Source organism: Hydrogenophaga sp. BPS33, from assembly GCF_009859475.1.
In the GTDB taxonomy this organism is placed as follows: domain Bacteria; phylum Pseudomonadota; class Gammaproteobacteria; order Burkholderiales; family Burkholderiaceae_C; genus Hydrogenophaga.
In genome coordinates this window covers 4,356,742-4,377,979 of sequence record NZ_CP044549.1, presented here as the reverse complement: position 1 = coordinate 4,377,979, position 21,238 = coordinate 4,356,742, and the positions used below count along the sequence as shown (strand labels likewise).

Annotated in this window: 17 protein-coding genes and 1 tRNA gene; 4 read left to right on the top strand and 14 right to left on the bottom strand. The window is 65.7% G+C overall.

The annotated features are described in order from the left end of the window. Nucleotides 1-11 precede the first annotated feature (11 nt). The 3 genes from F9K07_RS20340 to ltrA all read right to left on the bottom strand — a co-directional run bounded on the left by F9K07_RS20340 (nucleotide 12) and on the right by ltrA (nucleotide 4,111). Nucleotides 12-512, bottom strand: a complete 501-nt coding sequence (locus F9K07_RS20340; protein ID WP_236581380.1) for a lipoprotein insertase outer membrane protein LolB — start codon at nucleotides 510-512, stop codon at nucleotides 12-14. Next, on the bottom strand, nucleotides 509-2,281 hold the full coding sequence (locus tag F9K07_RS20335; RefSeq protein ID WP_236581378.1) for a tetratricopeptide repeat protein: 1,773 nt from the start codon (nucleotides 2,279-2,281) through the stop codon (nucleotides 509-511). The genes F9K07_RS20340 and F9K07_RS20335 overlap by 4 nt, the downstream gene beginning before the upstream one ends. Nucleotides 2,282-2,404: 123 nt before the next feature. Continuing rightward, nucleotides 2,405-4,111, bottom strand: coding sequence for a group II intron reverse transcriptase/maturase (gene ltrA / locus F9K07_RS20330; RefSeq protein WP_159595155.1), 1,707 nt, complete (start codon nucleotides 4,109-4,111; stop codon nucleotides 2,405-2,407). Nucleotides 4,112-5,189: 1,078 nt separating this feature from the next. Here ltrA and mutM point away from each other — a divergent pair. From mutM to mutY, 3 genes are all read left to right on the top strand, one after another. Continuing rightward, nucleotides 5,190-6,005: a bifunctional DNA-formamidopyrimidine glycosylase/DNA-(apurinic or apyrimidinic site) lyase gene (gene mutM / locus F9K07_RS20325; RefSeq protein ID WP_159595154.1), complete on the top strand. Its 816-nt coding sequence runs from the start codon at nucleotides 5,190-5,192 to the stop codon at nucleotides 6,003-6,005. Between the two features lie 103 nt (nucleotides 6,006-6,108). After that, on the top strand, nucleotides 6,109-8,058 hold the full coding sequence (locus tag F9K07_RS20320; protein ID WP_159595153.1) for a dynamin family protein: 1,950 nt from the start codon (nucleotides 6,109-6,111) through the stop codon (nucleotides 8,056-8,058). Continuing rightward, a complete protein-coding gene (gene mutY / locus F9K07_RS20315) occupies nucleotides 8,055-9,155 on the top strand; it encodes an A/G-specific adenine glycosylase (protein WP_159595152.1) in 1,101 nt (366 codons plus the stop codon). Before F9K07_RS20320 ends, mutY begins: the two co-directional genes overlap by 4 nt. Before the next feature lie 39 nt (nucleotides 9,156-9,194). On the opposite strand, the gene rapZ is transcribed toward mutY, so the two are convergent. From rapZ to F9K07_RS20300, 3 genes are read right to left on the bottom strand one after another with little or no spacing between them, the layout of a single operon-like run. After that, nucleotides 9,195-10,112 (bottom strand): RNase adapter RapZ, encoded by a 918-nt coding sequence (gene rapZ / locus F9K07_RS20310; RefSeq protein WP_159595151.1) that lies wholly within the window; start codon nucleotides 10,110-10,112, stop codon nucleotides 9,195-9,197. 11 nt (nucleotides 10,113-10,123) lie between these two features. Beyond that, on the bottom strand, nucleotides 10,124-11,767 hold the full coding sequence (gene recN, locus F9K07_RS20305; protein ID WP_159595150.1) for a DNA repair protein RecN: 1,644 nt from the start codon (nucleotides 11,765-11,767) through the stop codon (nucleotides 10,124-10,126). Nucleotides 11,768-11,822: 55 nt separating this feature from the next. Then, nucleotides 11,823-12,740: an NAD kinase gene (locus F9K07_RS20300; protein ID WP_159595149.1), complete on the bottom strand. Its 918-nt coding sequence runs from the start codon at nucleotides 12,738-12,740 to the stop codon at nucleotides 11,823-11,825. Nucleotides 12,741-12,835: 95 nt separating this feature from the next. Between F9K07_RS20300 and hrcA the strand changes: the two genes are divergently transcribed. Next, the gene (hrcA, locus tag F9K07_RS20295) at nucleotides 12,836-13,855 is read left to right on the top strand and encodes a heat-inducible transcriptional repressor HrcA (protein ID WP_159595148.1); all 1,020 of its coding nucleotides are present in this window, start codon (nucleotides 12,836-12,838) and stop codon (nucleotides 13,853-13,855) included. 7 nt (nucleotides 13,856-13,862) lie between these two features. On the opposite strand, the gene F9K07_RS20290 is transcribed toward hrcA, so the two are convergent. The 8 genes from F9K07_RS20290 to zwf form a co-directional block, all read right to left on the bottom strand. Continuing rightward, a tRNA-Ile gene (locus F9K07_RS20290) sits at nucleotides 13,863-13,939 on the bottom strand. 45 nt (nucleotides 13,940-13,984) lie between these two features. Continuing rightward, nucleotides 13,985-14,239, bottom strand: a complete 255-nt coding sequence (locus F9K07_RS20285; protein WP_159595147.1) for a DUF6691 family protein — start codon at nucleotides 14,237-14,239, stop codon at nucleotides 13,985-13,987. A gap of 26 nt (nucleotides 14,240-14,265) precedes the next feature. Continuing rightward, nucleotides 14,266-14,637 (bottom strand): hypothetical protein, encoded by a 372-nt coding sequence (locus tag F9K07_RS20280; RefSeq protein ID WP_159595146.1) that lies wholly within the window; start codon nucleotides 14,635-14,637, stop codon nucleotides 14,266-14,268. A 191-nt stretch (nucleotides 14,638-14,828) separates the two neighbouring features. After that, a complete protein-coding gene (pgi, locus tag F9K07_RS20275; RefSeq protein WP_159595145.1) occupies nucleotides 14,829-16,400 on the bottom strand; it encodes a glucose-6-phosphate isomerase in 1,572 nt (523 codons plus the stop codon). Between the two features lie 33 nt (nucleotides 16,401-16,433). After that, nucleotides 16,434-17,075 carry a bifunctional 4-hydroxy-2-oxoglutarate aldolase/2-dehydro-3-deoxy-phosphogluconate aldolase gene (gene eda / locus F9K07_RS20270; protein WP_159595144.1) on the bottom strand — a complete coding sequence of 214 codons (642 nt, stop codon included), beginning with the start codon at nucleotides 17,073-17,075 and terminating at the stop codon, nucleotides 16,434-16,436. Between the two features lie 13 nt (nucleotides 17,076-17,088). Further along, nucleotides 17,089-18,927 (bottom strand): phosphogluconate dehydratase, encoded by a 1,839-nt coding sequence (gene edd / locus F9K07_RS20265; RefSeq protein ID WP_159595143.1) that lies wholly within the window; start codon nucleotides 18,925-18,927, stop codon nucleotides 17,089-17,091. 17 nt (nucleotides 18,928-18,944) lie between these two features. Then, nucleotides 18,945-19,682 (bottom strand): 6-phosphogluconolactonase, encoded by a 738-nt coding sequence (pgl, locus tag F9K07_RS20260; RefSeq protein WP_159595142.1) that lies wholly within the window; start codon nucleotides 19,680-19,682, stop codon nucleotides 18,945-18,947. Between the two features lie 2 nt (nucleotides 19,683-19,684). Beyond that, the gene (gene zwf, locus F9K07_RS20255) at nucleotides 19,685-21,169 is read right to left on the bottom strand and encodes a glucose-6-phosphate dehydrogenase (RefSeq protein ID WP_159595141.1); all 1,485 of its coding nucleotides are present in this window, start codon (nucleotides 21,167-21,169) and stop codon (nucleotides 19,685-19,687) included. Between the last annotated feature and the right edge of the window lie 69 nt (nucleotides 21,170-21,238).

The following is a 21,238-nucleotide window of genomic DNA, read 5'->3' as shown; positions in this document are numbered from 1 at the left end:
CGGCGGACAGGTCATGGTTGAAACACGACACGCAATTCGGCGGTCGGCAGCGGCCAGGTGCGCCGCGCCGTGATCCGCCCTTCGGTTTGGCGCGAAAGATCGGCCTGCCAACCGGGCACGTCACCGGCTTGGCCGCGCAGCCAGCCGAACAAGGCGGCGACCGGTACTTCCGTGCCACTGAGCTCACGTGTGAGTTCGTCCAGGCTGCCGCGCCGGGTCACGCGGCTGCCCTGCCTCAGCTCGGCGCCTGCGGGCGTCCACACCACCGTGGCCAGGGTGTTGCCCAATGGGGATGTCAACTGGAGTTCGCCCGCTGTGGGCGCGCCGCGCAAGTCAAAGGCGGCCGAGAACGACTGTGGAGAGGCGCTGTCGATCTGCAATGCCAGACGGCCGCTCCACACGTCCTCACCCACCTCGGCGGGGCGCGGGGGCGTGGCGCAGGCCGCGAGCACGGTGGCGCATGCCAGCACGGTCCACCGAGCATGGAGCCGTCGCACGGGCCACCGCATCATGGCCGAACTTGCAGGCGCTTCAGGGTTCCCTGCAGCGTTTCGTTGTCGGCCGACATCAGCAGGCCTTCGCGCCAGATCTTGAGCGCTTGCTCGCGCTGACCCCCGGCCCAAAGCACCTCACCCAGGTGAGCCGCGATTTCGGGGTCTGGGCGCTTCGAATAGGCCGCTTGCAGGATCGACAAGGCGCGCGCGGTGTTGCCCATGCGGAACTCGACCCAGCCCAGGCTGTCCTGGATGTACGCATCGCCGGGTTCGAGTTCAACCGCCTTTTCGATCAGTTGCTTGGCCTCGGGCAGTCGGAGGTTGCGATCGGCCAGGGAGTAGCCGAGCGCGTTGTAGGCGTGGTGGTAGTCGGGTTTGGCCGCGATGAGTTGGCGCAGCAAGCGCTCCATGTCGGCCAGTTTGCCGGCCTTCTCGGCCATCATCGCCTGGTCGTAGAGCAGGTCGGTGTCGTTGGGGAATCGGGCGGATGCTTCGCTGTAGACCTCGTACGACTGCTGCCATTGCTTGAAATCGCGCAACAGCTGCGCTTCGGCCACCAGCTTGAGGCGGGCGTCTTCGGGGCGGCGGTCGGGTTGGTTGCGCAGCAAGGTGCGGGCTTGCGCCATCTGTCCCTGGCGGGCCAGCAGGGAGGCCCGCCGCAACTGGGCGGCCATGATGTCGTCGGCGTTCTCGATGCGGTCCAGCCAAGCATTGGCGGCGGGGAAGTCCTTCTGCTTTTCTGCGATCTGCGCCATCAACAAGTAGGCCTGGGTCAGGCCGCGCGCGCTTCGCTCATCGCTGCTCTTGCGCGCCATTGCCATGTATTTTTCGAGCGAGGCGGATGCGCCTGGCAGATCGTTGTCTTGCGCCTGCAAGGTGCCCAGCAGGAGCCAGGGATCGGCCAGTTCGGACTGGCGCGAGGTCAGTGTCTGGAGTTGCGCACGCGCTTCGCCGTTGCGGTGCTGGTCGATGAGGATGCGGGCATAGGACAGCGCCACTGCGGTGTTTGTATTGGAAGGCACCTTCTGGACGGCTTGCTGTTGGCGCACCACGGCCTCGGCCTCGGGTTGTCCGCGCTCCATCAGCTCCAGCGCCAACAGCGCCGGAAAGGGTGATGCGGGCTCGATGGTGTGGCCCTCGCGCGCCGCCACCAGGGCCTGGGGTAGCCGGTCTTGTTCCAGGTCAAGACGACCGACCGTGGTCCAGGCTGCGGCGGCATGGGCGGGTTGCTTGAGCCAGGGCTCCAAGGCGTTTCGAACCACCGTCGCGGTCAAGGCCTTGTCCGTGATCCGGGCGTAGGTCTGCGGAATGGCGTTGATGATGTCGTTGCGCCCGCCCGCGGGGGCGTTTTGCAGGATTTTCTGCAGGACCGGTCCGCTTTCGCTGACGCGGTTCAGTGCAAGGAGGATCTGCAGAACGAAACGGTTGCCTTCCGAGCTGGCGGGCAGTTCGTCGGCCCAGGCGCGTGCCGCGGTCAGCGCGGCCTCGCCGGAGCGGGCCTGCAAGGCCACATCGACCGCTCGCCGGTAGAGCTCGGGATTCTTCTCTTTGCGTGCCGCATCCAGAATGAGCGAGTAGCCGGTACCCGGCTCGCCCGCACTGACGTTGAGCTCGCCCAGCAAAAGCTGGTAGAGGAGGGGGGCGTTCAGGTCTGAGTTGACGAAGGCTGGTTCTGCGGCGGGCTTGGTGTCGGCCGCCGTGGCGGTGGGCTGCGCGGCCGCTCCGAACGCCAGGCTCATCAAGACCAAGGCTGCGGTTCGGTGCAATGTATTGGAGGGTAGGGACATAGTGTTTCCACTATATCCCCCCCTGAGAACCGTACGTGCGCCTTTCAACGCATACGGCTCATGCACGACCTCTAACTCCGCAGGATCACAGGACTGCATTGGTCCTTACCTGTTTCTGTCAGATTAAAGTCCCCGTGCTGGGACCGGCTTGGTGACCTCCAAACCTAGGGCGTGGATACGCCGGTGACACCATGGGTGTAGCAACACACGATTCTGCAGACTGTCCGTGCCACCCCACCGTACTGGGACGATGTGGTGGTTGTCGAGCCCGCTATCGTCGTGGTCCATCTCTGTTCCACAGTGCGCACATTTGCCGTTCTGGTTCATCCACAGTTCCAGCCTCTGTCCACTCCAGATGGCTTGCACCATTCTGTCGCGTTTGAGGCGTTCTCCATAGGCTTCCCATGCAGGATCAAAGGGGTTGTATTCCCCCTTGACCTTCTTGTGGCGGACAATTTTCGTGTCCGCCAGCGTGTACAGCCGCAGCCGCATCTCCTCTTTCCATCGGTTGAGCACTGTGGCTTCAAACTCCCAGCGGCCCGAGTCGTGATTCCAGTAGTGCCGGAATACTTTGCCTCGGGTCCATCGTGGGTGTCGGCGCATCCCCCATCGCCACAACCGCCAGACAATCAGGTGGTTGAGCTTGGTGAACGTCGCCTTAGCCACTACGCCTTGATGGTATCGAGTCCAACCCCGCAGGATTGGGTTCAGCTTCGCGATCAATACCGCCTTCTTTTTCGAGAGATGTCTTGCGATGACTTCCCTGACCTTGCCATAGAACGCTTTCACGTTCTTCTGACTTGGCTTGATGAGCAGTTTTTCCGAGTATTTCCGGAAATTCCACCCTAGGAAATCAAACCCTTCGTCGATATGCACGATGCGCGTCTTCCCTGCGTGCAGTTGCAATCCTCGCTCGCGCAAGAATGCTTCCACCCACGGTCTGACCACGGTTTCAAGCACCTCTTTCGAGTCGCCCGTCACCACGAAGTCATCGGCATACCGCACCAGATGCACCTTGGCTTTCTTGACTCTGACGGTTCCCATTTGGTCGTGTAAGAACCGCGTGAGACCCGCTTCAAGTCCGTCCAGCGTCAGGTTCGCCAGCAGCGGCGAGATGATCCCCCCTTGGGGCGTCCCCGCTTCCGTTTTCTGAAGCTGCTGTTTGTCCACCACTCCGCAACGCAACCACTGCCCCAGCACCCGTTTGTTCATACGAACATTGGCGAGCAGCCAGTCGTGGTTGATGTTGTCGAAGAACCCCGTGATGTCCGCATCCAGCACCCAACGCGCCGAGGCTTGCTTGGCAAGGGACACGAACAACTGTTGCCGTGCATCGTGCGTCGACCGACCCTTTCTGAACCCATACGAGTTCGGGTCGGCGTGGCATTCCGCGGCCGGCTCCAGCGCCAGCAGGAACAAGGCCTGCATGGCTCGGTCGTGCATGGTCGGGATGCCCAGGGGGCGCTCCCTTCCATCCGCCTTAGGGATCCAGGTCCGCCTAAGCGGTTTGGCCCGGTACCCGACGAGATTCAATCGACTGATTGCGTTCCACTTCTTCTGCGGCGTATCCCAAAGTTCGCGGTCCACGCCACTGGTCCGCTTCCCTTGGTTCTCGGTCACTTTCCTGACGGCCAATGCCTTGGCCTGCCAGGATCGGATCAGGCTTCGTTGGAGTCGTTTGACTCTGCGGAAGTCCTTCTCCAGTTCTGCCTGCGCGATTCTCGATTGCGCTTTCCCTACGAAGTATTGGACGGCCTTCCAGTCAATGGAGTGCCATTCGCTCACCTCGTCCGGAGACGCAGCATCGAAATCGCTTTCGGTGTAATCCATACCTTCTCCGGTTCGGTTAGGACCCGGTTGAAGGCACCTTCCCCGGAGGGACGATGCCCTCCGGGTCGGTTGTTGAAAGACGCGCACGGCTCGCGCGGTCTCAGATGCCTATGACAAGTCAGCGGGCTTTCACCCCGGGGCAAATCTTGAACCCCTATGCCACCCATTACAGGCGGCCGTTCGCTTTTTGTCACGTCCTCTGCCCGCTGCACCATGGCCCGCACTTGCGTTTGGGTTGCCACGGCCCGGATGGGCTGTGGCGGTGCATCGGGTTTACCTCGTTTCCCAAGGTGCCCAGTCGGTCGGCAGACCGACAGATGGGGTTAGGGACTCACTATCCGCCGGATACTCATCGGGGAACGAGCCTCCGTCGATGATCTTCGGCTCCCGAGCATCATGCCTTTTGGCCACAGCTCCCACCCGCGAGCGGGTGGAGACAAGCGTTAGCTGTTTCATGATTACGGCGGTTCAAGCGTGAGTTGACATTACGCTTCCCATACCCTATTCCTCGTCATCCTCCTTCTGGCTTGCTTCGAAGGTTGGACCATGCTCGCGCATGGCCTGTGAGCCTTGCGGCTCAGGATGTTTATCCACAGCTTCACACTCCCGGATTACTCCAGACGCATGTGCGGACGAGGACACGTCGTTCCAGACGTGGTTCTGGTTGAGAACAAGACACCTTGAGAGGTGTCGCTCAATCGATATCCCGCTCCTTGGTCAATTGCAACGATTTGTAAAACGCGCGCAATTTAACCTCCGAGCGGAGATTTGTGTCTCTTTTCAGCTACGAATCAGGTCCCGGAGGAGCCCAATCGAACGTTCGGATGCCCTTGTGGGGGTCCGTCTGTTGCAGCCGAGAGAGGGCCTTTCGGCTGCACAAATTCGCCCCATTTCAGGGGGCGTTTCCCGCCTTCTCCATAGAGGAAACGGGCTATCGTTTTATGTCGTCGTGTAGACGACTATGAAGCGACTTCGAGTCGCACCATCGGCTCATGATAATGGGAAGGACACAGGGGCGTCCGGGTGTGATCGTGAGATCGCGCGGGCGTTCCGGCCATCTTCAGAAAGAAGCCCATACATGCCCGAATTGCCCGAAGTGGAAGTCACGCGGCGCAGCTTTGCCGATCGCATCTCTGGCGCGCAGGTGCAGGCCGTCTTCATGGGCAAACCCCTGCGTTGGCCGTTGGGTTGCGCCCCGGCCCTGTTGATGGGTAAGCGGGTGTGTTCGGTTGCGCGCCGCGGCAAGTACCTGCTGGTGCATTTTGACGAAGGGCTGTTGCTGTTGCACCTGGGCATGTCGGGCAGTCTGCAGTTTGCGCTGGAACTGCCGCCGCGCGGTGTACACGACCACTTTGAGCTCTCCACCAGCCAGGGGATGCTGCGTCTGCACGATCCCCGGCGCTTCGGCGCAGTGGTGTACGCGGCGTCGCCGGACGACGCGCGCGCACTCAAGTTGCTGAGCGGGCTGGGGGTGGAGCCGCTGGAAGCGGGTTTCGACCCATTGGACTTTCACCGCGCACTGAAGTTGAGGCGCGCGGCCGTCAAGCAGGTGTTGTTGATGGGGGACGTGGTGGTAGGCGTGGGCAACATCTACGCGTCCGAAGCCTTGTTCATGGCAGGCATCCACCCCGCGCTGCGCGCGGATCGCCTGAGCAAGCCCCGGGCGGCGCGGCTGCACCAGGCCATCGTGTCGGTGCTGCAACGCGCCGTGGCCCTGGGCGGCAGCACGTTGCGCGACTTCTCAAGCGCCGAAGGGCAGAGCGGGTACTTTCAGCTCGATGCCATGGTTTATGGCCGCGAAGGCCTGCCTTGCCGGGCCTGCGGGACGCCTGTTCGTGCGATGCGGCAAGGGCAACGGTCCACCTTCTTCTGTCCGGTGTGCCAAAAGAAATGACGCGGCGCGATCGCACCCGACGGGCCGGCTGTCGGGCTCCGGCACCGGTGGGTCTGCGTGCCGTTGCCGATGCTATATTGGTCCATTCTCGAAAAATCAGCCCATGAGTTTCAATCAGGAATTTGATCAGCACGGTGCGTGGCGCAAGCAGTTTGCCTTGCGTCTGAAGCTGTTGTCCGAGTGGCTGACCGATCACGACCTGATGGAACCCGGCATTCGCGAGCGGCTGGACCAGCTTCACGCCCAGGTCAAGAACGACAAGATCACGGTGGCCTTCGTGGCCGAGTTCTCCCGTGGCAAGTCCGAACTGATCAACGCCGTGTTTTTTGCGGGTTATGGCCGGCGCATCATGCCGGCCAGTGCGGGCCGCACCACCATGTGCCCGACCGAACTGGCGTACGACCCCGATGTGCCGCCTTGCCTGCGTCTCTTGCCCATCGAAACGCGCCTGCAGCCGCAGTCGCTGCAGGACTGGCGCAATGCACCCGACAAATGGGAGCGCGTGGATCTGGACGTGAACGACCCCAAGCAGCTGGCGCGCATGATCCACAAGGTGGCCGAAGTGCGCCGGGTCTCTCGCGATGAGGCTGCTGCGCTGGGCTTCTGGCACGACGAGGCCCACGACGACAATCCCTTGCCCGGCCCTGACGGCTTGATCGAGGTGCCGAAGTGGCGCCACGCGCTCGTCAACATGGCGCACCCTTTGCTCAAACAGGGCTTGGTGATCCTTGACACGCCGGGCCTCAACGCCATTGGAGCCGAGCCCGAGTTGACGGTGAGCTTGCTGCCGCAAGCCCATGCGGTTGTGTTCATCCTGGCGGCGGACACCGGCGTGACCAAGTCCGACCTGACGATCTGGCGGCAGCATCTCTCCGTGCTGGGCGAAGGGCGCGAGTCGCGCCTGGTCGTGCTCAACAAGATCGACACGATGTGGGACGCGCTGAGTTCACCCGAACAGGTGGAGGCGCAGATCGCGTCGCAACGCGCCGACTCGGCCGAGATTCTTGGCGTGTCGCCGCGCCAGGTGCTGGCGGTGTCGGCGCAAAAGGGCTTGCTGGCCAAGGTGCATCGCGACAAGAAATTGCTCGAAGCGAGCAAGCTGCTGGAACTGGAAACCGCCTTGGGCGAGGACCTCCTGGGGCAGCGCCGCAAGATCCTGGGCGCCGTGGTGGCCAGCGGCATCCAGGCCTTGCGGGCGGAAACCGGCCGACAGGTTCATACACGCGCGCGCGACCTGGTGGAGCAGATCCAGGAGTTGGAAGGGCTGCGCGGCAAGAACGCCGGTGTGATCAAGCAGATGCGCTTGCGCATCGAGCAGGAACAGGCCGAATTCGATGCCAGCGGTGCCAAGATCCAGGCCGTGCGCTCGGTGCATCTTCGCCTGCTCAAGGATCTGTTTGCCATGCTCAGTGCGTCGCACCTCAAGGCCGAGGTGGGCGCGCTGGGCAAGCTGTTGAAGCAACCCGGCATCAAGCTGGGCGTGCGCCGTGCCTACAACCAGACGTTCGAGCGTTTGCGCAGCGACCTCGCCAAGGCCGATCGCATGGCCGGCGACATCCAGTCCATGCTCGAAGGCAGTTTCAAGAACCTGAACGCGGAGTACGGCTTCTCATTGCAGGCGCCCGCATCGCCCAAGCTGGCGCAATACGCCCGGGACCTGGATCTGATCGAAAAGAGCCACCTTCAGTACCTCAGCCTGGGCAACGCCTTGCGCCTGGCCCAGCCCGAGTTCGCCGAGCGTCTGGCGCGTGCGCTCATGAGCCGCCTGCGTGTCGTCTACGACACCGCCGTGAACGAAGTGGAACTCTGGAACAAGTCGGCCGCCGCACAACTGGATGCGCAGTTGCGCGAACGCCGGCGCAATTTTGGCCGGCGCATCGAGGCGGTGTCGCGGATTCAGCAGGCCGCCGGTGGCCTTGACGAGCGCATCCACGAATTGCAGGCGCAGCAGGATCAGCTCAATCTGTTGGATGCCAAACTCGGTGAACTGACAGACCACCTGCTGCAGTCTTCTTCCGAAGAGGACCAAGCCGACGAAGCCCTGGTGGCATGACGCGCGCCGCTGTGAAAGCGTGCGCGCTTGACGTGGCGCAGCCGAACCCATTCGCGCTCCTGCTCATTCGGTGGCAACGCCACGCGGGGCGCAGCGGCTTGCCTTGGCAGAACACCCGCGACCCCTACCTGGTGTGGTTGTCCGAGGTCATGTTGCAGCAGACCCAGGTCAGCTCGGTGCTGTCGTACTACCCTCGGTTCCTCGCGCGCTGCCCAGATGTACAGGCCCTGGCCCGCGCCTCGTCCGACGAGGTGATGGCGCTCTGGAGTGGCCTGGGCTACTACAGCCGCGCGCGCAACCTGCACCGTTGCGCGCAGGTCGTTGTGGACGAGCACGGCGGTGTCTTTCCGCGCACCGCCGAAGCCTTGCAGACCTTGCCGGGCATCGGGGCATCGACCGCCGCGGCGATCGCAGCCTTTTGCTACGGCGAGCGCATTTCGATTCTGGATGGCAACGTGCGGCGCGTGTTGTCGCGTCTGCTGGCGTTCGAGGGCGATCTTGCCCAGCAGGGCCCGCAGCGCGAACTCTGGGCGTTGGCGCAGGAACTGCTGCCGCAGGCGCCTGAACCCGATGACATGACCGCGTACACCCAGGGCTTGATGGACTTGGGCGCAACCGTTTGCCTGCGCTCCAAGCCCCTATGCGACCGTTGTCCGGTTCAACCCCTCTGCCAGGCGCACGCGATCGGGCAGACGCAACGTTTCCCGGTCAAGTCACGGCGCCTGGTGCGCCGTTTCGAGAACTGGTGGCTTTTGCTGGGGCGCGATGCGAGTGCACAGGCGCCGCGCTTCTGGCTTGAGCGCCGGCCTTCCAGCGGCATCTGGGCGGGGTTGTACTGCCCGCCGGTGTACGCGGATGAAGCGGCTCTGCGGGCCGCGGTGCCCGCGGCCATGCAGGATCGGCTGGAGACCCTCGACGCCGTGGCGCACAGCCTCACGCACCGCGAGTTGCGTTTGCACCCCTTGTTGTTGGACGTCTCCCCCGAGCGGGCGCAACACCTGCCGCCAGGACAGTGGGTGGGGGCTGCTGATCTGGAGGCCCGTGGTCTGCCGGCGCCCGTCAAGTTGCTGCTGCAGGCGCTGAGCAAAACCGTCTGAGGGTCGGCAAGACCGGCTTCGCGCTGCCCGGCCGTTCGCTTATGCGTGTATCCGGCTGTCCGGGCCGGGCCACTGGTCGCTTTCGCGGTGCCGCACGCGCGTGAACCACTCGGTGGCGAACGCATAGGACAGTTGCTCGACCAGGTACACCGAGCGGTGTTGCCCGCCGGTGCAGCCGATGGCCACCGTGACGTAGCTGCGGTGGTCGCGCAGCATGTGCGGCAGCCACTGGCGCAGGAACGCGGTGATCTGCTGTTCCATCTGCTGCACGTCGGGCTGCGCCGCGAGGAACTTGGCCACCGGCCCGTCCAGGCCGGTGAGGGGTCTCAGCTCGGGCTCGTAGTGCGGGTTGGGCAGCATGCGCACGTCGAACACGTAGTCCGCGTCCATGGGAATGCCGCGCTTGAACGCGAAGGACTCGAACACCAGCGTCAACGGTGATGGTCCGGCACCGATCAATTCCTTGACCTGGCTGCGCAGGCGGGTGGGTCGGATCAGGCTGGTGTCGAGCACCAGGGCCTGCTCGCGCAACTCGCCCAGCAGTTCGCGTTCGTGTTCGATGGCTTCCGTGAGCGCTCGGTGCTGATCCCGCTCCTGTTTGAGCGAAAGCGGGTGCAGGCGGCGCGTTTCGGAAAAGCGGCGCACCAGCGTGTCGGTGGTGGCGTCGAGAAACACGGTTGTGAGCTGCACGGTGCCTCTGGTGTGCGCCTTGAGCTTTTCCAGACGGCGAGGCAGGCCTGGCAGTGACGCCGCGCTGCGCACGTCCATGGCGATCGCAATCTTGGGCGTGCCATTGGTGCGCTGCAGATCGACGAAAGATTCCAGCAACTCGGGCGGCAGGTTGTCGACGCAGTAGAAGCCGACGTCCTCGAGGGCCGTCAGCGCGACCGACTTGCCCGAGCCGGACATGCCGGTGATCAGGACGAGTTGCGTGGAGTAGGGCGTGGTCGTGTTCATGCGCGAATCGCTCAGGCCGCCAGCATTTCGCGGGCATGGGCCAGCGAAATCTCGGACTGCTCGCCGCCACCGAGCATGCGCGCGAGTTCGCGCACGCGCGCGTCTTCGGCAATCGGCGACACCGTGCTCTGCGTCTGCCGGCCATTGGCCTGCTTGCTGACCAGCAGATGGTGGTCGGCACAGGCGGCCACCTGGGGCAGGTGGGTCACGGCCAGCACCTGGCGGTCCCGTCCGAGCTGGCGCAGCAGTTGGCCCACCGTGTGGGCGACGGCGCCACCGATGCCCGAGTCGACCTCGTCGAAGATCAGCGTGGGGGCCTGGCCCAGGCGGCTGGTGACGACCGAAATGGCCAGTGCGATGCGCGAGAGCTCTCCGCCCGAAGCGACTTTGCCCACCGGCTTGGGTGTGGCGCCGGCGTGCCCCGCCACGCGGAACTCCACCTGCTCCGCGCCGTGGGCCTGCGGTTCTTCCAGTGCCACCAGCGCGACTTCGAACACGCCGCCTTGCATGCCCAGTGTCTGCATGGTGGCGGTGACGGCCTTGGAGAGTTTCGGGGCGGCCTTCTGGCGTTCCTTCGTGATCACCACCAGCGCGGCGGTGAAGGCTTTGCGGTCGGCGCGTTCGGCTTTTTGCAAGCTGTCCAGATCCAGGGCCTGGTCCACTTGGGCGAGTTCGGCCTTCCATTGCGCGTGCACCTCGGCCAGTTCTTCGGGGGCGCGGCGGTAGCGCCGCGCCAGCGACATCCACAGAGAGAGCCGCTGGTCCAGCGCTTCGAGGCTGGCGGGGTCCTGTTCGGTGTGGCGGGCGTACTGGTGCAGGGCGTGCACGGTGTCCTGTACCTGTGCCAGCGCGGCGTCGAGCGCCTCGATGGTGCTGGCAAACTGCGGCTCGATGTGCGCCTGCGCCTGCAAGGCACTGAGCGCGCGGTGGATCAGCGCGGCCGCATTCGCTTCGTCATCGTCCAGCGCGTTGGCCGCGGTCTGCGCGGCATCGAGCAAGGCTTGTGCGTGCGCCAGGCGGCCGTGCTGCGCATTGAGCTCTGCCCACTCCCCGGCCTGGGGCGCCAGTTTGTCGAGCTCGGCGATCTGCCAGGACAGACGCTCGCTTTCCTGCTGCAGCGTGTTCTGCTTTTCGGTGGCGGCATCGAGCGCCTTGCGCCGCTGCCGCCATTGCGCCCAGGCCTTGGCGGCGGGCTCGGTGTCGATGCCGGCGTAGGCGTCGAGCAGGTCGCGCACCGCGTCGGCGCGCGTGAGGCTCTGCCAGGCGTGTTGCCCGTGGATGTCGACCAGGCCATCGGCCAGGGTCTTGAGCTGGGCGATGGTGGCCGCGCTGCCGTTGATCCAGGCGCGGCTGCGCCCGTCGGTGTCGACCGTGCGGCGCAGCAGCAGGCTGTCGTCGGCCGAGAAGCCCTGTTCTTCCAGCCACGGCATGAGCGAGGCGGGTACGTCGAATTCGGCTGCGATGTCGCAGCGGGCCGTGCCTTCGCGCACCACGCCGCTGTCGGCGCGCGCGCCCAGCGCGAGTTGCAGGGCGTCGATCAGGATGGATTTGCCGGCGCCCGTCTCACCGGTCAACACACCGAAACCGGGGTCGAGTTCGAGGTCCAGCGACTCGACGATGACGAAGTCGCGCAGAACGATGCGTCGGAGGCTCATGGCAATGGGCGGTGCGGCAGGTGATGAAGGAGGCGGCCGTATTGTGCCCGGCCTTTCACCCGCCCTCGTTCCAGTGGAGCTTCTTGCGCAAGGTGTCGAAGTAACTCCAGCCCACGGGATGCAACAGGCGCAGCGCGTGCTCGGAGCGGCGCACCACGATGCGGTCGCCGTGCAGCAGGCTGGTGAGCGACTGCATGTCGAAATTGGCGCTCGCGTCGCGGCCGGAAACAATTTCCAGAGCGATCTCGCTGTGGGAAGGAATCACGACGGGACGGTTGGACAGCGTGTGCGGCGCGATCGGCACCATCACGAAACCGTCGATGCCGGGGTGCAGCAACGGGCCGCCAGCCGAGAGTGCATAGGCGGTGGAGCCGGTGGGCGACGCGATGATCAGGCCATCGGCGCGCTGGTTGGCCACGAAATGGCCGTCGACCTCCACCCGCAGCTCGATCATGCTGGCCACGCCGCCGCGGTTGACCACCACGTCGTTGAGCGCGGTGGCCTCGAAGACGCAGTGCCCGTCGCGCCAGACCGTGCCCGCCATCAGCGTGCGGGCGTCTTCGGTGAATTCACCGCGCAGCATGGGGCGCAGCGTTTCGCGGTAACAGTCGAAGGGAATGTCGGTGATGAAGCCCAGGCGCCCCTGGTTGATGCCCACCAGCGGCACGCCATAGCGCGCCAACTGACGGCCGATGCCCAGCATCGTGCCGTCGCCGCCGACCACCAGCGCCAGATCGCAGGTCTTGCCGATCGCGGGCACCGCCAGCGCGGGGTATTGGCTCAGGCCGGTGTTGGCGGCGGTTTCCTGTTCCAGCGACACGTCGCAACCTTCGTCGTGCAGGAAGTGCGCGATCTCGTCGACCGCGTTGCGGGAACCGGGTGCGTGGTACTTGCCCACGATGACGACATGCGCAAAACGCAGTGGCCGGATCGAACGGGAGGGTGCGGACCTGGCGTCCGTGGTCAGGGTCATGCGGCGCATTACAGCACAGCTTCTTTGTGGCGGAATGGCGCAAAACCCGCGTCGGCTGCGCTGCGCGCAGGCCCATCCCTCCTTAGAATGAAGCCATGTTGGATGACCGCGCCAAGTTGCTGCTGAAAGCGCTCGTCGAGCGATACATCGCCGACGGGCAGCCCGTGGGTTCGCGCACGCTGGCCAAGGCCGGTGGCATGGACCTGTCGCCGGCCACGATCCGCAACGTCATGAGCGACCTGGAGGAGCTCGGACTGATTGCCAGTCCGCACACCTCGGCCGGCCGCATTCCGACCGCGCGCGGCTATCGCCTGTTCGTCGACACCATGCTGACGGTGCGGCGTGAGAACCTCACCGGTGTGAACGAGATGGGCGGGCCGGTCATCGATGCGGGCCAGCCGCACCGGGTGATCAGCAACGCGGCGCAGATGTTGTCGAACCTCTCGCAGTTCGTGGGCGTGGTCACGGCGCCGCGGCGCGCCTCGGTGTTTCGCCATATCGAGTTCCTGAGCCTGTCCGAGCGGCGCGTGCTGGTCATCATCGTTTCGCCCGACGGCACGGTGCAGAACCGCATCATCCACACCCAGGTCAATTTCACCCAGCCGCAGTTGCTGGAGGCGGCCAACTTCCTCAATGCGCACTACCCCGGGCTCACCATGGAAGCGGTGCGCGAGCGTCTGAAAACCGAAGTGGACCGGTTGCGCGGCGAGATCGCCGATCTCATGAAGGCCGCGGTGGACATTGGCGCCGAGGGGGGCGAAGAGCAGGACGCGGTGGTGGTCTCGGGCGAGCGCAACCTGCTGTCGGTGAGCGAGTTCTCCAGCGACATGGGCAACCTGCGCCGCCTGTTCGACCTGTTCGAGCAGAAGACCCAGCTGATCCGCCTGCTCGACGTGTCGGCGCAGGCCGATGGGGTGCGCATCTACATCGGCGGCGAGAGCCAGGTCGTGCCGTACGAAGAACTCTCGGTGGTCACCGCGCCCTACGAGGTGGACGGCCAAGTGGTGGGCACGCTGGGGGTGATCGGCCCGCAGCGCATGTCGTACGAGCGCATGATCCAGATCGTCGACGTCACCTCCAAGCTGGTGGGGAATGCGTTGAGCCACCACAAGTAGGGGTGTCTGGTAGGCCGTGTTGGACTTGAACCAACGACCAAAGGATTATGAGTCCTCTGCTCTAACCAACTGAGCTAACGGCCCGAAGCGCGGAATTGTAGACGGCTTGCTTCTGCCTCCAGCACGGCCTCAAGTGCGCCGGTCGACTGCGCTGTGCACCAGCATGCCGACGACCATCGCGGCGACGAACACCAGTGTATTGGTTTCGCCCGCCGCCCCAGCCACCAGTGCCGGCCCCGGGCAGAAGCCCGCCAGGCCCCAGCCCACACGAAAGACCAGGCCGCCCACCACCAGCCTCCGGTCGATCTGCTGCGCCTTGGGCAGGTAAAGCATGCCCCCCGGCAGGTAGGTGGTGCGTTGAGTCTCCAGGGGAGGCTGGAGCATACGGCGGATGCCTGCGGGCGTTGGCCCTACTTGCGCTCGGCAATGCGCCTTGGCCCCCGATGTCCGAGTTGGAAGGCTTGCAACTGGGACTTGGCGATATGGCCGTCGAACAAGGGCGTGAGGTCGGTGACCGCTTGCAGGGCACTGTTCTCGTCGCGCTGCAGGCACAGCGCCTGGGCCAGATCGGCACGCAGGAACCACAGTGCTTCAATGCTCGGCGCGAAGCGGATGCGGTGTTCCAGTTGGGGGTTCAGCTCTGCGCCACGCACGCCCAGCACGCGCAACATCGACTTCTGGATCAGCAGCATCGCCTGCGGATCGGGCGCGCTGGCCGGCGTCTCCGCATTCGGCGAAATGATCGACGTCAAGGTGCTGAAAAAGGTTCTGACTCTTTGCATGCTTTGGGATGCCTTGCGGATCGTGCCGAATGTGCTGGGAGAGTCTTTTGAGATGCAGATTTATACCCTATGCGATAGCACTTGCGCTCGCGGAAAGCCGTGCGGCGTCAACAGGGCTTCGCTCCTGAAAATGCTGCAGTGCAAGGTATTTGGGCCTGAATTGGCGGTGCAGGCGTTCGTGCCGCCTGGTTTCACGCCGTTTTCGCCAGGGCCTTGGCCATGGTCTTGCCGAGTTCCACGCCCCATTGGTCGTAGGCGTTGATGCGCCAGATGGCCGCTTGCGTGAACACCTTGTGTTCGTACAGCGCGATCAACGCGCCCAGGCGCGCGGGGTCCAGCCGATCCAGCCACAGGATGTGGCTGGGAATGTTGCCCTCGAAACTGCGGTGTGGTGCCAGGGTCCGGGCTTCGGCGGCGCTCAGGCCTTCCTTTTGCAACATCGCCTGCGTGTCGGCCTGCGAACGGCCTCGGGCCATGGCTTCGGCCTGGGCGCGCAAGTTGAGGTTCACCACCTCGTGGTGCGTGGCGGCCATGGGCAAGGGGGTGTCTTCGTTCTCCACCCCGATGAAATCCACCGGCACCGTGTGCATGCCTTGGTGGATGAGCTGGAAATAGGCGTGTTGCCCGTCGATGCCCAGGCCGCCCCAGACGATCGGTCCGGTCGCCACGGCGGCGGGGGTGCCGTCGGTGTGGGTGCGCTTGCCGTTGGACTCCATGTCCATCTGTTGCACGAACGGCGTGAAGCGCGCCAGGCGCGAGGCATACGGCACGATGAGGTGCGTCGGCAATCTGAGGAAGTTGCGGTTCCAGATGCCGTGCAGCGCCATCTGCACGGGCAGGTTCTGCGCCAGCGGTGTGTGGCAGAAGTGCTCGTCCATCGCGCGCGCGCCCGCCAGGAACAGGCGGAAATGCTCGGCACCGATGGCGATGGCCAGCGGCAGGCCCAGCGCCGACCAGACCGAGTAGCGCCCGCCCACCCAGTCCCAGAAGAGGAACGTGCGCTCGCTGGGGTAGCCGAGCCGGGCCGCCTGCTGGGGAGAGGCGGTGATGGCCACCAGGTGCTGCGCCAGCGCATCGGCCGGGCAGCCGTTGTCGGTCAGCCAGCGTTGCGCGCTGGCGGCGTTGGTGAGCGTTTCCTGCGTGGTGAAAGTCTTGCTGGAGACGATCAGCAAGGTGCGTTTGGCGTCCAGCGTGCGCAGCACACTCCACAGCGCCCAGGCATCGGGGTTGGAGACGTAGTGCACGCGAACGCCGGGGTGGGCCAGATGGGCCAGGGCGTCGGCCGCCATGCGCGGGCCGAGGTCGGAGCCGCCGATGCCGATGTTCACCACGTCGGTGATGGCGTCGCCCGCATGGCCGCGCACCGTGCCCGCGCGCAAGGCTTCGGCGAAGTCGCAGATGCGGGCGAGTTCGCGTTGCACCTCGGCCTGTACCGCTGGACCCCAGGGGCCCGTGTGCATGGGGTCGGCGCGCAGTGCCACATGCAGCACGGGCCGGTCTTCGGTGAGGTTGATGTGTTCGCCCTTGAACATGGCGTCGCGCTGCGGGGCGACAGCGGCCTGTTCGGCCAGGTCCAGCAAGGCCTGCTGGATGGCGGGCGAGACGCGCTGGCGGCTGGCGTCGAGCTCGATGCCGGCGGCCGTGAGGGTCATGTGACTGGAACGGCCAGCGTCGGCGGCCAGCATGTCGCGCAGGTGGGTTTGGGGTGCTGCGGCCAGCGCCTGCAGTTGGGCCCAGGCGGGCAAGGAAGTCGGTGGGGTCATGTCTTGGGGTGTTCGGTCCGGGTTGGCCAGAGGTTAGACGCCAGCGGCCAGCGTGCTGGCCTCGCGCGCGAGGCGGGCCACGCGCTTCCAGTCACCATCTTGCAGCGCATCGGCCGGGGTGAGCCAGGAGCCGCCGGCCATGGCCACGTTGGGTTCGGCGAGCAGGTCGCGCAGGTTGAGCATGCTCACGCCGCCGGTGGGGCAGAAGCGCACGTCGGGCAAGGGCGCGCCCAAGGCTTTCAGCATGCTGATGCCGCCAGCCTGTGCGGAGGGGAAGAGCTTCATCAGGGTGAAGCCATGGTCGCGGGCGCGCATCACTTCGCTGGCCGTCATCACGCCCGGGATGAAGGGCAGCCGCGCCGCGCGCACGGCATCCACCAGGGCGTCGGTGCAGCCCGGCGAGAGCGCGAAGGTCGCGCCCGCATCGACCACCTGCGCTACCTCGGCGGCGCGGGTGACGGTGCCCGCGCCCAGGTGCATCTGCGGCACGGCGCGCGCGACCGCTTCGATGGCGCGCAGCGCCACGCCCGAGCGCAAGGTGATTTCCATCGCGTCGATGCCGCCTTCGAGCAGCGCATGCGCCAGGGGAATGGCCTGGGCCTCGTCGCTCAGGACGATGACCGGCAGGACACGGGTCTTGAAGCGGGGAGGGGTGAAGCAGGAGGTGGTGGTCATGAAAGGTCCATCGTCAAAGCGTTCCCAGCAACGGCGATGCGCCCAGCTCCGCCGCGCTGGCCTGTTGGCGGAACAGGCCGAACAACTCGCGCCCGCAGCCGTGCGCGTTGGCGCTGAGGTCGGGGTGGCGCAGTTTGCGCCGCGCCAGCGTGCGCGCATCCACTTCCAGTTCGAGCACGCCGCGTTCGCAATCGAGCGTGATCCAGTCACCGTCGCGCACGCGCGCGATCGGGCCGTCGGACAAGGCTTCGGGTGTGAGATGGATGGCGGCCGGCACCTTGCCCGAAGCGCCGGACATGCGCCCGTCGGTGACCAGGGCCACCTTGAAGCCCTTGTCCTGCAGCACGGCCAGCGGAGGGGTGAGCTTGTGCAACTCGGGCATGCCGTTGGCGCGCGGTCCCTGGTAGCGCACCACGGCCACCAGGTCGCGCTCGAGCTTGCCTTCGTTGAACAGCGTGAGCAGGTCCTGCTGGTCCTGTACCACCACGGCCTGGGCCCGCACCACGCGGTGCTCCGGTTGCACGGCCGAGACCTTGACCACGCTGCGCCCCAGGTTGCCTTGCAGCAGGCGCAGGCCGCCGTCGGCGCTGAAGGGTGCGCTCACTGGGCGCAGCACCGCGAGATCGCCGCTCTGTTCGGGGGCCGGACGCCAGGCGAGCTGGCCGTTGTCGAGCCAGGCCTCGCGCGTGTAGGCCTCCAAGCCGTGGCCCATGACGGTGTTCACATCGGGGTGCAGCAGGCCGGCGCCCAGCAGCTCCTTCATGAGAAAGCCCATGCCGCCAGCGGCGTGGAAGTGGTTCACGTCGGCGCTGCCGTTGGGGTAGACGCGCGCCAGCAGCGGCACCGCGTGCGAAAGTTCGGCAAGGTCGTCCCAGTCGATCAGCACGCCGGCCGCGCGCGACATGGCCACCAGGTGCAGGGTGTGGTTGGTCGAGCCGCCGGTGGCTAGCAGGCCGACGATGGCGTTGACCAGGCTCTTCTCGGTCACGATGTCGGCCAGGCACAGCGCGGGCTCGCCGGTGCGCCCGGTGTTGGCCACCGCGCGCTTGACCGCGCCGCGCGTGAAGGCCTCGCGCAAGGGCGTGCCGGGGTTCACGAAGGAAGCGCCGGGCAGGTGCAGGCCCATGATCTCCATCAGCATCTGGTTGCTGTTGGCCGTGCCGTAGAAGGTGCAGGTGCCGGGGCTGTGGTAGGCCTGGGCTTCGGATTCGAGCAGCGCCTCGCGCCCGACCAGGCCTTGCGCGTACTGCTGGCGCACCTTGGCCTTGGCGTCGTTCGACAGGCCCGAGGTCATGGGGCCGGCGGGCACGAACACCGCGCTCAAGTGGCCGAATTGCAGCGCGCCCATGAAGAGGCCGGGCACGATCTTGTCGCAAATGCCGAGGTACAGCGCCGCGTCGAACACGTTGTGCGAGAGCGCCACGGCGGTGGCCAGCGCGATCACGTCGCGCGAGAACAGCGAGAGCTCCATGCCGGCCGCACCTTGGGTGATGCCGTCGCACATGGCGGGAACACCGCCGGCCACCTGCACGGTGGCGCCCAGCGCGTGCGCGTGTTCGCGGATCTTCTGCGGGTAGGTCTCGTAGGGCTGGTGCGCCGAGAGCATGTCGTTGTAGGCGGTGACCAGCCCCAAGTGCGGCGCGCGCTCGGCGTGGATCTTGAGCTTGTCGGCCATCGGCAGCGCGGCCGTGGTGTGGGCCATGTTGGCGCAGCCCATGCCGGTGCGTTGCGTGCCGTTCTTGCGCTGTGCGGCCATCGCGGCGAGGTAGGTGGCGCGGGTGTCGGCGCTGCGTTCGGTGATGCGCCGCGTGACGCGGTCCAGCACGGGGTGGAGAGGAGCGGTCGTGGTCATGTCGTGGGTTCTTTTCTTCAAGCCAGCCAGATGCTGACCGGCGTGGAATATTGGTTCAGCACCAGCGAGACCGGCAGGCTTTCGTCTGCGGCCAGGCGGGCCTGCTGGTACACGGCCAGCTTGGTCGCGCCGGTGATCGAGAGCATCAGCTCGTGCGTGGTGAGCAAGGCGGGCAGTGTGAGCGTGAGGCGCGCGTGGGGCGCGGCGGGGGGGCGCAGCCAGGTCACCGGACCGCTGCTGTGCAAGGCTCTGGGCAACTGCGCGGCACCCGGGAACAGCGAGGCGGTGTGGCCGTCTTCGCCCATGCCGAGCACCGCGACGTCGATGGGCCAGGGCTGCGCGGCCAGGCGCGCATTGGCGTTGTCGGCCAGGGTTTCCAGCGCCACATCGTCCAGCACGTCGGGCAGGTGGTCGAAAAAAGGCACGAAGCTGGCCTGCGCGGCCTCGCCCTGCAGCAAGTGGGTGTGGACCAGCGCGGTGTTGCTGTCGGCGTGGTCGTGTGGCACACAGCGCTCGTCCACCAACAGCACGGTCAGGTGCGACCATTCCAGGGGTTGCTGGCGCAGTTGTTCGAACATCGCGACGGGCGACTTGCCCCCCGAGACCGCCAGCACCGCATGGCCGCGCTGCGTGATGGCTTTGCGCAAACGGCGCGCGATGTGCCGGGCCAGTTGCTGCGCGAGCTGCTCCACGCTGTCGGCGGCGTGTACTTGCAGCAGGCTCGGCGGTGGTGGGCCATCGTCGCGCAGGTTCATGGCTATGCTTCCTCCGCCCAGGCCGAGCCTTCACGTGCCATCAGTGCGGATGAAGCCGCAGGGCCCCAGCTGCCGGCGGTGTACGCCCGGGGTTTCTCGCGCAGGTTGTTCCAGCCTTCGATGATCGGCTCCACCCAGGTCCACGCCGCTTCCAGTTCATCGCGCCGCATGAAGTGGGTGAGGCGGCCCTTGATCACGTCGATCAGCAGGCGTTCATAGGCCTCGGCGCGGCGTGTGCTGAAGGCCGATTCGAGGTCCAGGTCCAGGCTCACCGGGCGCAGGCGCATGCCACTGCCGGGCTCCTTGGCCATCATCTGCAGTTGCACGTGCTCTTCGGGCTGCAGGCGGATCATCAGGCGGTTGACCGGCTGGCGCGGCGCGTCGGGGAAGATGGTGAACGGGAGATCGGCGAATTCGATGACGATTTCCGAGCGCCGCTCGGCCATGCGCTTGCCGGTGCGCAGGAAGATCGGCACGTTGGCCCAACGCCAGTTGTTGATGTGCGCGCGCAGGGCCACGAAGGTTTCGGTGGCGCTGTCGGGGGGCACATTGGCTTCCTGCAGATAGCCCACGGCCTTGTCGCCGTTGGCGGCGCCGGCGGTGTATTGGCCGCGCACGGTGTCGCGCGCGACGTCGGCTTCGGTCATGGGGCGCAGCGAGCGCAGCACTTTGAGCTTCTCGTCGCGCACCGCATCGGGGTCGAGCGACACCGGGGGCTCCATGGCCACGATGCACAGCAGTTGCAGCAAGTGGTTCTGCACCATGTCGCGCAGCGCGCCGGTGCCGTCGTAGAAACCGGCGCGGCTGCCCACGCCGACCGATTCGGCCACCGTGATCTGCACGCTCTTGATGTAAGGACTGCGCCACAGCGGCTCGAAGATGGTGTTGCCAAAGCGCAGCACCATCAGGTTCTGCACTGTTTCCTTGCCGAGGTAGTGGTCGATGCGGAAGGTCTGGGCTTCGCTGAAGTAGCGGCCGACCTCGTGGTTGATGGCGCGCGCGGAAGCCAGGTCGTGGCCCAGCGGCTTTTCGAGCACCACGCGCGAGCGCTCGTCGATCAGGCCCGCGCCATGCAGGTTCGCGCAGGTGGCGGTGAACAGCGTGGGCGCGGTGGCCAGGTAGAACACGCGCAGCGAGGCCGGTTGCAATGCGGCGGCCAGGTGGGCGAAGTCGCTGGCCTGGGTGGCGTCGAGGCACACGTAGTTCAGGCGCGCCAGGAAGTTCTGCCAGGCGGTCTCGTCCAATGTGTCGGGGGCGATGAAGCCGCGCACCTTGTCGTGAACGAAGGCGGTGAAGGTGTCCCGGTCCCAGGGCTGGCGGCCCAGCGCGTGGATGCGCGTGGCCTCGGGCAGGTTGTGGTGCAGATGCGCCATGTAGAGCGCGGGCAGCAGCTTGCGCACCGAGAGATCGCCCGCGCCACCGAAGATCACCAGGTCGATGGGCCCTGCGATGGCGGGATCGGGGTTCGATGAGAGCGAAAAGGGCATGATCTAATTTAGTTACTTGTTTTTGTGGATGTTAACGCCACAAAGTTACATGCTTGGTTCTTTGTGCCA